12 protein-coding genes are annotated in these 15,005 nt (G+C 38.7%); 4 read left to right on the top strand and 8 right to left on the bottom strand.

The window, feature by feature from the left end; genetic code table 11:
* Positions 1–14: 14 nt before the first annotated feature.
* The 5 genes from MMY79_RS08820 to MMY79_RS08800 form a co-directional block, all read right to left on the bottom strand.
* The gene (locus MMY79_RS08820; protein ID WP_252613077.1) at positions 15–1,358 is read right to left on the bottom strand and encodes an aromatic acid/H+ symport family MFS transporter; all 1,344 of its coding nucleotides are present in this window, start codon (positions 1,356–1,358) and stop codon (positions 15–17) included.
* A 111-nt stretch (positions 1,359–1,469) separates the two neighbouring features.
* On the bottom strand, positions 1,470–2,171 hold the full coding sequence (locus MMY79_RS08815) for a fumarylacetoacetate hydrolase family protein (RefSeq protein ID WP_167563540.1): 702 nt from the start codon (positions 2,169–2,171) through the stop codon (positions 1,470–1,472).
* Between the two features lie 32 nt (positions 2,172–2,203).
* Positions 2,204–2,842, bottom strand: a complete 639-nt coding sequence (gene maiA / locus MMY79_RS08810; RefSeq protein ID WP_252613075.1) for a maleylacetoacetate isomerase — start codon at positions 2,840–2,842, stop codon at positions 2,204–2,206.
* Positions 2,839–4,059, bottom strand: coding sequence for a 3-hydroxybenzoate 6-monooxygenase (locus MMY79_RS08805; RefSeq protein WP_238515125.1), 1,221 nt, complete (start codon positions 4,057–4,059; stop codon positions 2,839–2,841). Before MMY79_RS08805 ends, maiA begins: the two co-directional genes overlap by 4 nt.
* A 27-nt stretch (positions 4,060–4,086) precedes the next feature.
* The gene (locus MMY79_RS08800; RefSeq protein ID WP_252613072.1) at positions 4,087–5,124 is read right to left on the bottom strand and encodes a cupin domain-containing protein; all 1,038 of its coding nucleotides are present in this window, start codon (positions 5,122–5,124) and stop codon (positions 4,087–4,089) included.
* 154 nt (positions 5,125–5,278) lie between these two features.
* On the opposite strand from MMY79_RS08800, the gene MMY79_RS08795 reads away from it, so the two are divergent.
* Positions 5,279–6,172 (top strand): LysR family transcriptional regulator, encoded by an 894-nt coding sequence (locus MMY79_RS08795; protein WP_252613069.1) that lies wholly within the window; start codon positions 5,279–5,281, stop codon positions 6,170–6,172.
* 21 nt (positions 6,173–6,193) lie between these two features.
* Here MMY79_RS08795 and MMY79_RS08790 read toward each other — a convergent pair whose 3' ends face one another.
* Positions 6,194–7,228 carry an AraC family transcriptional regulator gene (locus MMY79_RS08790; protein ID WP_252613067.1) on the bottom strand — a complete coding sequence of 345 codons (1,035 nt, stop codon included), beginning with the start codon at positions 7,226–7,228 and terminating at the stop codon, positions 6,194–6,196.
* A gap of 682 nt (positions 7,229–7,910) precedes the next feature.
* Here MMY79_RS08790 and MMY79_RS08785 point away from each other — a divergent pair.
* The 3 genes from MMY79_RS08785 (at position 7,911) to MMY79_RS08775 (ending at position 11,876) form a co-directional block, all read left to right on the top strand.
* On the top strand, positions 7,911–9,533 hold the full coding sequence (locus MMY79_RS08785; protein WP_252613065.1) for an arylsulfatase: 1,623 nt from the start codon (positions 7,911–7,913) through the stop codon (positions 9,531–9,533).
* Positions 9,534–9,575: 42 nt separating this feature from the next.
* Complete coding sequence (locus MMY79_RS08780; RefSeq protein ID WP_252613064.1) at positions 9,576–10,493, top strand: formylglycine-generating enzyme family protein; 918 nt, start codon at positions 9,576–9,578, stop codon at positions 10,491–10,493.
* Between the two features lie 183 nt (positions 10,494–10,676).
* The gene (locus MMY79_RS08775) at positions 10,677–11,876 is read left to right on the top strand and encodes an outer membrane protein transport protein (RefSeq protein WP_252613062.1); all 1,200 of its coding nucleotides are present in this window, start codon (positions 10,677–10,679) and stop codon (positions 11,874–11,876) included.
* Positions 11,877–11,929: 53 nt separating this feature from the next.
* Here the strand turns inward: MMY79_RS08775 and MMY79_RS08770 are convergent, their stop codons facing one another.
* Both MMY79_RS08770 and MMY79_RS08765 read right to left on the bottom strand, forming a co-directional pair.
* Positions 11,930–13,321: an amino acid permease gene (locus MMY79_RS08770; protein WP_252613060.1), complete on the bottom strand. Its 1,392-nt coding sequence runs from the start codon at positions 13,319–13,321 to the stop codon at positions 11,930–11,932.
* A gap of 109 nt (positions 13,322–13,430) precedes the next feature.
* Positions 13,431–14,996 (bottom strand): CoA-acylating methylmalonate-semialdehyde dehydrogenase, encoded by a 1,566-nt coding sequence (locus MMY79_RS08765; RefSeq protein WP_252613058.1) that lies wholly within the window; start codon positions 14,994–14,996, stop codon positions 13,431–13,433.
* Between the last annotated feature and the right edge of the window lie 9 nt (positions 14,997–15,005).

Genomic DNA, 15,005 nt, shown 5'->3' with positions numbered 1-15,005 from the left:
GCGATAGCCTTATCTCAATTTGAAGCGACTAAAACTTGAGACTGATTTTTCTTTAAACGTTTAATGAGTAACAACGAAACTGCGGCACAAAATGCAGGTATCGCTAAAATGCTTAAAATTTCAAAACTGGAGAGATTTAATGACATTAACCAACCGCCCATAATTGATCCCACAATCGACCCTGAGCGCCCTACTGCATTGGCCCAACTTACCCCTGTTGCACGGCAATGTGTTGGATAAAAACTAGATGCAAAAGCGTTTGCTCCTACTTGCGAACCACTAATTCCTGCACCTACCCCAAACATGGCAAACATCAATAAAGCCGTATTTGCCTGTTCAATTCCAAATCCTAAACAAATCAGGAAAAAACCACCAAAAACATAAGCCGTACTTAAAATTTTGGTTGCATCCATCTTATCCATTAGCAGGCCTAAGACAATGGCACCAATCGTTCCCCCTATTTGGAAAATTGAGGTCAGCCATGACGCATTGGATAAATTAAAGCCCTCATTGGTCAGTAAAGTAGGCATCCAACTTGAAATCATATAAATAATGAGAAGGCTCATAAAAAAGGTAAACCAAATCAAAAAAGTTCCCAAAGCAAAGCCTTTATTAAACAAATCTTTCAAACTTGATTTTTCGACTTCATTGACTGTTGGAACCAACGTAGGAGCACTATTTAAATGCGGTGCGATACGGTGAATAATCTTTTCAATTTTTTCGGTGCTCTTCTTTTTAAGCACTAAAAATCGAATAGATTCAGGTAATAAAAAATATAAGAAAGGTACGGTCGCTAAAGGCAACACTCCCCCAATGAGTAAAATACCGTGCCAGCCAATATGAGGAAGTAGCTGAGCTGAAAGAATGCCACCAAGAGCAGAACCCACAGTAAAACCACAGAACATCATGGTTACAAGATTAGAGCGACGAGATGTAGGCGCATATTCAGAGGTTAAGGTAATTGCATTGGGTAAAGCCCCACCTAAGCCCAATCCAGTGAGAAATCTCCAAATAATCAGGGTTTGTAAATCTGCTGAAAAAGAGGCAAAAACACTGGCAATTCCAAACATAATGACAGAACCAATCAAAATCGGTTTGCGGCCTAATTTATCGGATAATGGCCCAAAAATGAGTGCACCGGCCATCAGTCCAAACAATCCAGCACCAAATAAAGGAGCCAAATCGGTTGCTTGCAACCCCCATTCTGCTCTTAAAGCAGGTGCAATAAACCCAACTGCTGCGGTATCAAAACCATCAATCGCAACAATCAAAAAACACAACCACATAATTAATTTTTGCAAAGACGATAGCGGTATTTCATCAATGAAACTTTGTACGTCTATAGAATTTTGAGACATGAGAGCTCCTTTCGCCAATACATTGGCGTATATGCAATCCTTAGCAAAGGTGCCCAACTGTATTTTTTATTTAGGTTGAGCACCTATTTCAATAAATCAGATCAATTTGATTTATTTCACATTCACAGTAATTCCAGTCAGTCCAGTAATGTCTGCACGCATAACATCACCTTTCACTACCGCACCCACGCCTTCTGGAGTTCCTGTAAAAATCAAATCACCTGCTTTTAGTTCAAATAGCGTAGACAAATTGGCAATCGTTTCAGCCACAGACCAAATCAGGTGACTGACATCACTGTGCTGTTCGGTTTTACCATTTACAGTTAAATGAATATCGGCATTATTGATTTCACCCGTTTGAGTAATCGGATGAATTGGGCCAACTGGCGCAGAAAAATCAAAAGCCTTACCGATTTCCCATGGGCGGCCTTTTTCACGCATTGCCATCTGTAAATCACGGCGTGTCATATCTAAGCCGACGGCATAGCCATAGATATAATTCACTGCATCCTCAACCGATACATTTTTGGCATCTTTACCAATTGCAACGACTAATTCGATTTCATAATGAAAATTTGAAGTTTCAGATGGATATGGAATATCAACCGCATCTGTATTTACTGGAACAACCGACTCAAGGTCATTTGGCTTACAAAAGAAAAATGGTGGTTCACGGTCTGGGTCAAAACCCATTTCACGTGCATGAGCAGCATAGTTACGGCCGACACAATACACACGGCGTACTGGAAATTTATGCTCTGAGCCGTGAATAAATAGACCCGCAGTGGTCATTGGTTCAAAAATAAATGACATATATGAATTCCTTCTATTAAGTTAATCACGACTCAAAATGCATCAGCCTGCTGTTCAGGTGCTGCTTTTTGAAATGCTTCTAAGGTCATGCAATGTTGGTAAATTTCATTAATGTTTGGATAAGCCGATAAATCGACTTTAAAACGCTCGGCAGAAACGACTTGTGGAACTAAATAGGCATCTGCAATGGTCGGTTTCTTGCCATAGCAGAACTTTTCGCGACTCTGGTCTTGTTCCAAAATATGTTCTAAAGCAGCAAATCCATCCTGAATCCACTTGGCACACCATGCATTGATTTGTGCATCATCCAGCCCTAAGTTCTGGCGTAAATATTCAAGAACACGCTTGTTATTTAAGGGATGAATGTCACATCCAACTAAAGCAGCAATGGCACGAACTTTTTCACGACCCAATGTATCTGTAGGCAATAAAGCGGGTTCGGGATATTGTTCTTCTAGCCATTCGATAATGGCTAGACTTTGCAACAAGTTTCCCGATTCAGTTTCAAGTACGGGTACAAATCCTTGCGGATTTAAAGCCTTAAAAGCAGCTTGATGGTGTTCATTTTTAGCGAGCGAGATATAAGCCGCATCATAAGCCAAACCCTTTAGGTTCAACACAATGCGAGTTCGATGCGATGTACCGCTACGGAAAAAACTATAAAGTTTCATGCCACATTCCCTTGATAGTTTTTCACTGCATCAAGGCAGTTATTGACATTCCAGCCATATAACCACTCCATTGCATCATAAAAACGTTCAGTAGGACGTCCACGCCACAAGTCGTTGCGAACCAAGCGTTGCACTCCTTTGGCATGGTAAATTTTGCCCATTTCACGTGAAGACAAAACAATGCGTGCTGTCCGTGCCACACGTGCTTTTTGATAAATATCAAAAGCTTTTAAAATGTCATGGTCGGTAACACGTAACGCTTCACCTAAAGTTACGGCGTCTTCCATCGCCATACATGCGCCTTGCGCCATATATTGCGTGGTTGGATGTGCTGCATCACCAAGTAATGTCACACGGCCAAAAGTCCATGTTTCAATCGGTTCACGGTCTGCGGTTGCCCAGCGGCGCCAGCTTTTAGGTAACTCGATCAATTGACGGGCTTTCGGGCAAATTCCTTGAAAATAAGACAGCACTTCTTCTTTAGAGCCATCGGTTACGCCCCACTGTTCTTGTTCACGGCTATGGAACGTCACCACAACGTTATATTCTTTTCCACCACGTAGTGGATAATGCACAAGGTGGCAATTTGGTCCTACCCAAATACTGGCTGCATTCCATTTCAAGTCTTCAGGAAACTCGCTTTCAGGTACAACAGCACGGTAAACCACATGACCTGTAACCAATGCTGGGTCACCCACATAGGTGTCACGCACAACGGATTTAACACCGTCTGCACCGATAAGTGCCTGACCATGATATTGCTTTCCGTTTTGATCGGTAATCGTTACGCCAGCATCATCTTGGTCAACTTTTTGAATATGACAATTAGTGATAATTTCCAAGTTACCGTATTGTTTTGCACCTTCCACTAATGAACCGTGAATATCAGCACGGTGAATCACCGCATATGGGTTACCGAAACGTTCACGGAACTTTTCATCGGTTGGAATTTTGCCGACCTGATATTCATCAATTGCATCATGCATGACCATATAGTCGGTATAGACTGCTTTACTGCGAGCAATCTCACCAATTCCTAGCGCATCAAAGGCATGAAATGCATTCGGCCCTAGTTGAATTCCAGCACCGATCTCACCAATTTCAGGGGCTTGTTCAAAAACCTGTACCTTAAAGCCTTGTTTTGCCAAAGCGAGTGCAGCTGCAAACCCGCCAATGCCGCCACCAGCAATTAATATCGGTTGTTGAGTATTTGACATGATTTATATCCTTATAAAATATTCTATTTACTGGCGCTCACGCACAGAGTACAAACCCAGCTTCCGTTGTAAGGGTGCTTCATCTGCAATAAACAAATAACATGGTTGATCTGATGTATTGATTAAATCAATATGAGAAAAACATGGCGCACAGGCCGTATCAGCTTTATTTAAATTGAAATCTTTCTGATCAATTTTGACTTGGAGCTGACCGTCAATCACATGAAAAATTTGGGCAGTAGAGCGCGGTTGGAGCTGTAAAGTTTCATTTGGTCTGAGCATTAAAGCTGAGTAACCAATAATATTTTGGCAGTCATCACCAGTTTCAGGGTTGATGTAAGTCACCTGAATTGGTCCTTGATGGTTTTTATCATCTGCAAGCGCATGCAAAACTTTTTTGGTTTCTTTCCAAGAGTAGCGCATGATCGGATACGAGGCATTTTCACGGGTAAAATGTGCAGTTGGTACAATGCCCGTTCCATAATGATGAGCATTTCCGGCACTGGTCACTTTTTGGATTTCACCTGGTTGCACATAAGAAGCTTCCATGTAATAAACCAAAGGTAAATCCAGCACATCTAACCAGATAACAGGCTCATCGCCATCATGTCCATGTTCATGCCAAAGTCCAGATGGTGTAAGGATTAAATCCCCATGCTCCATCATGCATTTTTGACCTTCAACAGTCGTATAAGCACCTTCACCTTCAACAATCAGGCGCACTGCATTCGGGGTATGTCGATGTGATGGAGCCCACTCTTTTGGCAGTAAAAGCTGCATACCAAGATACATGACCGAACTAGCTTTCATATTTTCCAGACCATGTCCGGGATTTGCTAAAACCAATACACGGCGTTCAGCTTTTTCAATTGGTGTTAACTCACCTGCTTCGAGCAATAAAGGTTTAATATTCTGAAAATACCAAGCGGTTGCTACGGTCTGCGGCATCGGTTTATGCGGAGGTAATACATTGCGTAAACTTGGCCATAAAGGGACTAAATTTGATTCTTCAAGTTGACCAAGATAACGTTTCGGCAGGTCATCTAACGTTGCTAACTGTTCCATTTCAGATCCTCTATTTAAGGCCAATGAGTACAATAAGGTTTTGTACTTTTACGGCCTATTCTTCCTTGATCATCAATGTAACAATCGAAAATTGTTGAATCCATGCACAAAAAACAATAGTCTGTATTGATAAAATCAATATAAGGAAATTAAAGTGTTTGATCTTGATACTCGGCTTTTACAAATTTTCTTTGAAATTTATAAACATAGCAGTGTGTCTAAAGCTGCCGAACAGCTTGAAATTGGACAACCGACTTTAAGTATTGCGTTAAATAAATTACGTGAGCATTTTCAGGACCCACTTTTTGTCCGTATTGAAAATAAAATGCAACCTACTGAGTTATCTAAACAAATATATCCGCTAGTTGTAGAAATTCTGAACCGACTAAAACTGGTTCAAAACTACAATATTGAATTTGATCCACAGACTTCAAATTATCAATTTAAAATCAGCATGACTGATATTAGCCATCTGGTTTTATTACCTAAACTGATCAATTATTTACGTGCACATGCCCCCAATATTCGCCTAGAGATTGTCCCGATTGATGCCAATACGCCAGTGATGATGTCAAATGGTGATATTGATTTAGCCATTGGTTTTTTGCCTCAGCTTGAAGCAGGTTTTTACCAGCAAACGCTTTTCCAACAACGTTATATTTGTATTGCCAGTAAAGAACACCCGAGGCTTACAGGCACAACGCTTTCAGACCAAGAATTTCGCCAAGAACTGCATGTCGATATTTTTGCAACTGGTGGACACTACGTGCTGGAGCATGAGTTACAAAAACTGGGAGTAAACCGAAATATTCTGGTTCGTTTACCAAGCTATTTAGGGGTTGGCTTGGTTGTTCAAGACACAGACGCGATTGCGACCATTCCTCATTATTTAAGTCAGGTGCTTTTAGTCAGAGGTGGTTTAAAAGTTTTAGAACCTCCTTATAGTTTTCCGACTTATAGCGTAAAGCAACATTGGCATGCACGGGTTCATCAAACACCAAGCAACCAATGGTTAAGAAGAGTGTGTTTTGAACTTTTTTCAGAATGAGAATTTTAGAAAAAAATGTGATTAAATAAAATCATCCCTATATTTCTTTGGTGATTTACCAGTCCGAGATTTAAACCAAGTAATAAAAGCATTACTGGTGTAAAACCCCAAAGATTTCGAAATTAGAGATATTTTAAAACTATTATTTTCCAAATAACTTTTTGCGAGATCAAATCTAACTTCATCTAAAATATCACTATATTTACTATTTTCTTCAAGTAATTTTCTACTTAATGTACGTACACTTATTCCTAATTTCTCTGCGACATATTCACGTGAAAAATTTCCACTTATATGCAACTGCTCATATAAAATAGAACGCACACTATTAGTTAAATCACTACTACCTACCGATTCTTTAATAATTAATTTTGCATAATTTTCAACATTTTCATACAACCTACGGTTTGCTGTTTTTAAAGGTAATTTTAATGCATTTTTTGATAAAATAATTGCTGATTCAGATTGGTTAAAATAAACAGGGCATTTAAAAAAATTTATATAGAAGGTAACATCTTCAGTTTTTAAAATATCATGTTTAAAATGTATTGAATGTAAAACATTTTGTTCAGTACTTTTTACCAGTTGAACAATACTAGCCCACCAAGCAATTTTATATTCTGTTGCATATTGTATAAATTTAGGGCTGCCTAATAGGCACACCCATTCTAAAAAAATATAATTATCTTTCTCAATCAAAAAAACCTTACCAATTCTACCATTTAGCTCCCAATACTTCTCAAAGGTTTCTATGGCTTCCTCTAAGGATGAGCTAATTTCGATTAAATAACCTAATACCCCATTTGCTACAGAGTTATTTTTTTCAATGAATTTTAATATACTTAATGGATCATCTGAATTAGAAAATAAAAAAAGTATTATTTTCTCTAAATACTCAAATGAAACAAAAGAATTGGGATCTATCAATAGATTTTCATTTAAATTAATTTTATCTATTAACTCTTCGCGGGTAATGTTAAAAAAATCACAATTATCTAGTATATGATTAATTAATCCAACTCGAACTTTCCCATTTCTATTAAATTTTTCCTTCACTTTTACACCAATAAAACCTATTAATATAAATAAATTTTAGTAAGAAACTTTGAGAAATATTTTGAAATTCTAAACCACAAACTATCTCAGTAAAATATAAATTACTACTCTTCTAATCCTAAATTTATCATACACTAAACAATAACTTACATACAGAGTTAGCTTTTTCCATTTATTTTTTAAACTCTATTACAGCTACTCCCGATAGCCTTCTTAGGAACAGTATTCGCTTACTAAGCATCTATTTCTAATTTATGCCATTTCATTTCTGCTTTAGGTCTATTTTTTTAAAATAATAATTAATATCAAATAGATATGTGTTTTTTATAAATTTCTATCAATTGAAAGTTACTTATAAAAAATATAGTTTACGTTAAAGATTTTCCAAATCCGGCTTAAGTTTTCACATTTGGGGAATTTCGAATAGATTAATTAAAGGAATAAATTATGTTCAATTTTGGATTGTCATCTATTTTTTTTAAAGTTATTTACTTCTTAAAAAATCATTTCAAGAAGAAAAATTATCGGTCAGGGATTTTTGTTATCTAAGAGATTGATTTGTAAATTAATTTAGCTCACCTATTTTAATGCAACGCTCTTCTAATACTAATTGTCTAATGATTAAGCTCAACATTGCAGTAGCTAAAAGTTAGAGATATCACCTAATTATCAGGAACATATCATGCCCTTGACCACAAAATTACGCATGAGTACAGCTCTAATTTCCGCATTCGCCCTATCGGCATTGGCACAAAATATTAATGCTCAAACTACAGCAATGACGGATGATACATTTTTAGCTCAAACTAAAGCCGAACACCCAAATCAAGAACCATCCATTACTCGTGCTAAACAAGAGTCATCCGCCCAACAACGATTAAATATACTTAAACAACGTTTTGGCCACACTCCTAATATTATCGTTATTTTATTAGATGACGTTGGTTGGGGCGATCTTGGAGTATACGGTGGAGGGGTTTCTACCGGTGCTGCTACACCAAACATGGATCGTATGGCTAAAGATGGTCTACAGTTAATGAATGCCTATTCACAACCATCCTGTACACCAACTAGAGCGTCAATTTTAACTGGACAATTACCCATTAGAACAGGACTATTACGTCCAATGCTACCTGGCGAAGGTGCTCATGAAAGAGGTATTAACCCCAACACAACCCTTCCCCAAAAACTCAAAGATGCTGGTTATGTAACGCAAGCAATTGGTAAATGGCATTTAGGTTCAACTAAAGAAGCTCAACCTCAAAATGTGGGCTTCGATCATTATTATGGCATTCTTACCTCATCTGACGATTATACGGCGTGGCGAGAACCTTGGCGTAATCCAGAATTGATGCTGGATCCTGCCCGAAAAAAATGGGCTGCCGACGGTGAAATAATGGCTATTGTTGAAGCCTCTAAAGGACAAGAAGCTAAAGCTGTTTTTCCTATCGATAATGATTCAATCCGCCTAGTGGATGAAAAACTAACAGATAAAGCCATTAGCTTTATTAATGATTCAAAAAACAGTAATAAACCATTTTTCCTCTATATGGGCGCACGTTGCTGTCACAATGATAATTATCCACATCCCGATTTTGTAGGTAAATCACTTGCTAAATATCCTTATAAAGATGCTTTAGTGGAAATTGACTATCGAATAGGACAGATTCGAAAAGCCTTAGAAAAGTCAGGACAATCTGAAAATACGCTGATCATTTTAGCTAGTGATAATGGCCCATTTACAGAAGCCTTCCCAGATACCGGAGTCACTCCATTTCGTGGTGCAAAAGCGACTAGTTTTGAAGGAGGTGTTCGTGTTCCTGGCATTGCCTTCTGGCCTGGAGTAATAAAACCTGGACGTGTATCAGAAGGGTTATTTGATCTGACAGATATTTACGCAACCGCCTTAGGTCTAGCTGGTGCAACGAATAGTATGCCAAGTGATCGCTATATGGACACTATTGATCAGTCATCATTCCTCATTGCTGACGATGGGAAGTCACGCCGTCGAGTCCAATATTATTGGGCAAATGATAATTTCATGGGTGTTCGCATTGCCGAATATAAATTATTAGTTAAAGAACAAAGCTTTAACATACCTGATACGTGGCCACAAGCCAGTCCTTTTCAAGGTACAGCTCAACCGTTGCTATACGGAGGTAAGATTTTCAACTTACTTATTGATCCAAAGGAAGAGCACGCAATGGCTCCTCTAAAGCAACCTCAAATTCCAGTTTTAAAAGAAGCTGTAATGAGGCACTTAGAAACCATGAAAAGATATAAGACTCCTGTGCCATTTAAATAATGAGTATGACAGATCAACAACGAGCTATTAATAGATATTGATATGAATGATATGGTTTACCTCAATGGTGGTACTTTCCTAATGGGTTCAAACACTCATTACCCAGAAGAAGCCCCAGCACATCAGGTTAGTGTTTCTCCTTTTTGGATTGATAAAACACCTGTTACAAACTTGCAATTTAAACAGTTTGTTGAAGCAACGGGTTATGTCACTTTTGCCGAACTCCCTCCCAATCCAAATGATTATCCGGGTGCTCATGCTCATATGTTACAACCTGGTTCTTTATTATTTGTGCCTCCTTTAAATCCAACTGACTTAATAGACTGGTCTTGGTGGAAATTTGAATTTGGAACAACATGGCGTAATCCACAAGGTCCTGGATCAACTATTCATGGTTTAGATGATCATCCAGTTGTTCATATTGCTTACTGTGACGCTTTGGCTTATGCCTCATGGTGTGGAAAATCTCTACCGTCTGAAGCTGAATGGGAATATGCGGCTAGAGGAACACTTGAAGGTTATGAATTCGCGTGGGGTGACGAACTCACACCTCTGGGCAAACATATGGCGAATACATGGCAAGGAAACTTCCCATATGAAAATACAATGGAAGATGGTTATTCACGAACGTCTCCTGTAAAAACATTTCCCCCAAATGATTATGGACTATATGACATGATTGGAAATGTATGGGAGTGGACAGCAGATTTTTGGTCGCCAACCCACCAATTTAAATCGGTTTCACCTTGCTGTATACGACACAATCCACGTGGCGGTGCGAAAAATCAAAGTTATGATCCCTCAATGCCTGAGATCTCTATTCCTCGGCGCGTACTTAAAGGAGGTTCTCACCTATGTGCTCCTAATTATTGTCGACGATACAGACCAGCAGCCAGACATCCTGAAGCTGTTGACACTTCTAGCAGTCACATAGGTTTTCGATGTGTCAACCGTGCATAACTGAAATATAAAAGTCAAAAAATGAATAACTCAATAGGAGAAGATCAAAGCAAAGAATTGATAAACACTAAATCAAGCATAAGTACTTAGCTTGAAATCACTATATTGATGATATTCATACGACATTCTAATAAAAAATAATAATTAGAATGTTGTATGCCCCAAAAGGAATTTGAGGCTCTCATGTATTCACACATTACTCGTTACTCGTTATTTATTTTAGCAACATCACCATTTATGAATACAGCATATGCTGCTGCTTTGGATAGATCTGGGCAGCCAGTGACTGATTTTTTTCAAGATGGCACCTATGCTTCCGTTTCTTATAATTATGTTATCCCCCAAATAAGTGGGCAAGATACTGGTTTAAGCTCTCATGGGAATTCACAGCATATTCCGAATATTACCAACAACTACTCATCCCTCAGGGGCGGATTAAAAACTGATTTAAATGAAAAGATTAGTGTTGGCCTTCTTTATGACCAACCCTTTAGTATTGATCTTCAACATCATGGCCAAAATGATTTTGTCTCTCAGCCTGTAAATCAGCTTGAACAAGGAACTAACGCTACGTTAAGTAGTCATAATTTAACAGGTTTAGTTGGCCTGAATATTAATGAATATTTAGGTATTTATGCAGGGCCTGCTATTGAAGAGATACAAGGCAAAGTACAATTACGTGGGCACATCTACAAAGGTATGGCAAATTACAATGCTGACCTAGACTCAGATTATGCTACTGGTTGGGTTGTAGGATTAAATATTAAAAAGCCTGAATTAGGGTTAAAAGCAGCCCTGACCTATCGCTCAGAAATCAGACATAAAACCGAAGGTACAGAACAATTTAGCGCCTTAAGTAATGATATTTACATTTCACCTGTAACATTTACGTCTCCAGAATCGGTTAATTTTGATTTTCAGACAGGTTTGAATAAAAAAACATTATTAACTGCAAATGTCCGTTGGGTACCATGGAAAGATTTTGAGTTAAAGCCTGCCAAATTAGCAGAGCGAACTGCACCAGCGAGTCCCGACCACTCAGGATTTCCATTAATTAGTTATGAGAAGAACCAATGGTCTGCACAAATTGGAGTGGCTCGAAAAATGACTGAAAAGGTTGTCCTATCCACATCAATTAATTGGGACTCAGGCCTTGGAGATCCTGCAAATGCATTAGGTCCAATTAACGGTTATTGGGGAGTCGGACTTGGATTCCAATATCACTTTTTACCTGAATGGGCTATCTCATTTGGTGGTAAATATTTATGGCTCGGAGATGCTGAAGCTAAACGCCAAAATGGTGACATAGTCGGAAGATTTACAAATAACGATAGTATTGTTTTTGGATTAAAACTATCTTATCAAAATAAATCTAACCATTAGTAATTGCAGAAAGGACGGTATTTATCCGTCCTTCATATGTAAAGACTTTTTAATTAATCCAAATTCATGGCAACCGCTCTGGTTGCTTTACGCTTTCGCGTGACAAACAACCCGCAAATAACCACCAATAAAGTGACGCCTAAAGATAAAGTGGTTTCATAACTATAGGTTGGTGATAAGAACATATAACCTAAAACAGTCATAATCACTAAAATTACAAACCAAGTTAACCAAGGGAACAACCACATTTTAAAAGATACAGCAGTACCCTCTTTTTCCCATTTATGTCTTAAACGTAATTGTGAAAATGCAATCACTAAGTAAACCAGTAAAGCAATTGAGCCTGTGGTGGATAGTAAGAACCCAAAGACTTGACCTGGAAACATATAGTTAACCGCGCAACAGGCCACACCAACCAAAGTAGATAAAAACACAGCTGATGTCGGCACACCTGCTCCATTAATTTTTGTCACTACTCTTGGTGCTTCCTGACGTGTACCTAAAGCAAATAGCATTCGAGATGAAGTGTAAACTGCGGCATTCATACAGCTTGCAACCGCAATAAAAACGACGGCGTCCATAATCAGTTTAGTCTCAGGAACATTAAGACTCATTAATACAAACTGAAAGGTGCCAAATTTTTGTAAGTCTGGTGAACGCCAATCAACCAAAGCAACTGCAAGAAAAATAGAAACAACAAAGAATAAAATAATTCGATAGAGCACCAAATTGGTCGCACGTTTAATTTTTTCTTCTGGATTTTTAGATTCTGCCGCAGCAATAGAAAGAATTTCTATTCCAAAAAATGAAAATGCAGAGATTAAAATTGCCGATAAGACACCACCCATTCCATGTGGCATAAAACCACCATTTGAAAATAGGTTACCAACACCACTGACATTTGTTGCTAAAGGCCACACTCCAAAGACAGCCATTGCTCCAATGATAATAAACACTACAATCGCAATGACTTTAATGAGTGCAAACCAAAACTCAAACTCACCAAAGCTTTTGGTACTAAAAAAGTTAGCTAGACTGAGTAAAATAATAAAGGCAAATGCATAAACGGCACTAGAAATTTGCGGGAACCATGCATGTAAAATTTCAGCTCCAGCAATGGCTTCAATGGGAATCACCAACACCCAGAACCACCAATATAACCATCCAATGGTAAACCCAGCCCAAGGACCGATGGCTTTACGGGCATATGTAGAAAATGAACCTGTATCGGGTTGCGCGACCGCCATTTCACCCAGCATGCGCATGACCAGAAAAACTAAAATACTTGTAATTATATAAGCGAGCACGGCTGCTGGCCCTGCTTTTGCAATTGCCGCAGAAGAGCCTACAAATAAACCTGCACCAATAACACCACCGATACTAATCATGGTGACATGTCGATTAGAAAGTCCTTCACTTAATTTTATTGTTTTATCATTGTTCATATTCGATTCCTTCAAATTGACAAACTGATTTTAAAACCGTCTTAAAAATGTACTTCTCCAACTTGTACGAAACAAAAAAGGGAAAATCAGAGTTTTCCCTTTTTATTGATTAATTTAATGTAGGCATAGCAAATTGTTTGGCTTCACGGACCTGTGTTGAAGGCCAACGTTGGGTAATGGTTTTACGGCGTGTATAAAAACGCACACCATCTGGGCCATATGCATATAAATCACCGAACAATGAACGCTTCCAACCACCAAAGCTATGATATGCAACTGGTACAGGTAATGGCACATTGACCCCAACCATACCGACTTGAATATTGCTGGTAAAATAACGTGCAGCCTCACCGTCACGCGTGTAAATACACGTTCCATTACCATATTCGTGGTCATTAATCAGTTGCATTGCATCTTGCATGGTTTGTACACGAATGACCTGTAAAACAGGACCAAATATTTCTTGCTGGTAACTTGTCATGTCTGGTGAAACTTTGTCAATTAAAGTTGGCCCAACAAAAAAACCGTTTTCATACCCTGCCGGTTTTGCATCACGACCATCCACAACAATTTTAGCACCTTGTTGCTCTGCACTTTGAATAAAAGCTTGTACTTTGTCTTTATGTGCTTGCGTAATGAGCGGTCCGAAGTCATTACGCTCATCTGCATAGTGTCCAAACTTCAATTGTTTCATTTCTTGTTTTAATTTTTCGATCACAACATCTGCCACTTCATCACCAATAGCTACAGCAACCGATAACGCCATACAACGTTCACCAGATGATCCAAACGCCGCACCTAACAAAGAAGTCACGACATTATCAATATCGGCATCAGGCATAATAATCGCATGATTTTTTGCTCCGCCTAAAGCTTGGCAGCGTTTACCACTCGCTGTTGCCGTGCGGTATATGTACTCTGCAATAGGCGTAGATCCAACAAAGCTAACCGCTTGAATTTTAGGATGATGAAGCAACGTATCAACCGCCTCTTTATCGCCATTTACAACGCTAAAAACACCATCAGGCAATCCAGCTTGTTTTAGAAGCTCCGCTAAAAATAAGGCAGCAGAAGGCGCTTTTTCTGAAGGTTTTAAAATAAAACAGTTACCGCAAACAATTGCCATTGGGAACATCCACAACGGAACCATTGCAGGAAAGTTAAAAGGTGTAATACCTGCAACCACACCTAGCGGTTGAAATTCGCTCCACGAATCAATATCTGGACCCACATTTTTTGAAAATTCACCTTTTAAAAACTCAGGCGCACCACATGCATACTCAACATTTTCAATGCCACGTTGTAATTCACCTTTAGCATCGTGGCAAATTTTTCCGTGTTCCTCGCCAATCAGCTGGCAAAGCTTGTCAGCATTTTCTTCGAGTAATTGCTTAAATTTGAACATGACGCGCGCACGCTTAATCACTGGTGTATCACGCCATGCTGGAAAAGCTTGCTCTGCAATTTGAACGGCTTGATTGACCAGCTCTGCATCTGCAAGTGCAACTTCTTTGGTGATTTCACCTGTCGCAGGGTTATAAACAGGTTGTTTCTTGATGGTTTTAGTTACGAGTCCACCATCAATAAAATGCCCAACTACCTTAACGGATTGTTGCTCTTGATTTGTATCTGTATTAGAAAGCGTGTTGCTGTCAAAATTCTCTAAAGTGTTCATCTTTATTCC

This window comes from Acinetobacter sp. XS-4, from assembly GCF_023920705.1.
Lineage (GTDB): Bacteria > Pseudomonadota > Gammaproteobacteria > Pseudomonadales > Moraxellaceae > Acinetobacter.
Note: the sequence above shows the minus strand (reverse complement) of the source record. Positions and strands in the feature narration are given on the sequence as shown.

What these genes read in the sequence shown, in the direction of transcription:
- MMY79_RS08820 (WP_252613077.1), bottom strand. Translation starts at nt 1,358, where the DNA reads ATGTCTCAAAATTCTATAGACGTACAAAGTTTCATTGATGAAATACCG.
- MMY79_RS08815 (WP_167563540.1), bottom strand. Translation starts at nt 2,171, where the DNA reads ATGTCATTTATTTTTGAACCAATGACCACTGCGGGTCTATTTATTCAC.
- maiA (WP_252613075.1), bottom strand. Translation starts at nt 2,842, where the DNA reads ATGAAACTTTATAGTTTTTTCCGTAGCGGTACATCGCATCGAACTCGC.
- MMY79_RS08805 (WP_238515125.1), bottom strand. Translation starts at nt 4,059, where the DNA reads ATGTCAAATACTCAACAACCGATATTAATTGCTGGTGGCGGCATTGGC.
- MMY79_RS08800 (WP_252613072.1), bottom strand. Translation starts at nt 5,124, where the DNA reads ATGGAACAGTTAGCAACGTTAGATGACCTGCCGAAACGTTATCTTGGT.
- MMY79_RS08785 (WP_252613065.1), top strand. Translation starts at nt 7,911, where the DNA reads ATGCCCTTGACCACAAAATTACGCATGAGTACAGCTCTAATTTCCGCA.
- MMY79_RS08780 (WP_252613064.1), top strand. Translation starts at nt 9,576, where the DNA reads ATGAATGATATGGTTTACCTCAATGGTGGTACTTTCCTAATGGGTTCA.
- MMY79_RS08775 (WP_252613062.1), top strand. Translation starts at nt 10,677, where the DNA reads ATGTATTCACACATTACTCGTTACTCGTTATTTATTTTAGCAACATCA.
- MMY79_RS08770 (WP_252613060.1), bottom strand. Translation starts at nt 13,321, where the DNA reads ATGAACAATGATAAAACAATAAAATTAAGTGAAGGACTTTCTAATCGA.
- MMY79_RS08765 (WP_252613058.1), bottom strand. Translation starts at nt 14,996, where the DNA reads ATGAACACTTTAGAGAATTTTGACAGCAACACGCTTTCTAATACAGAT.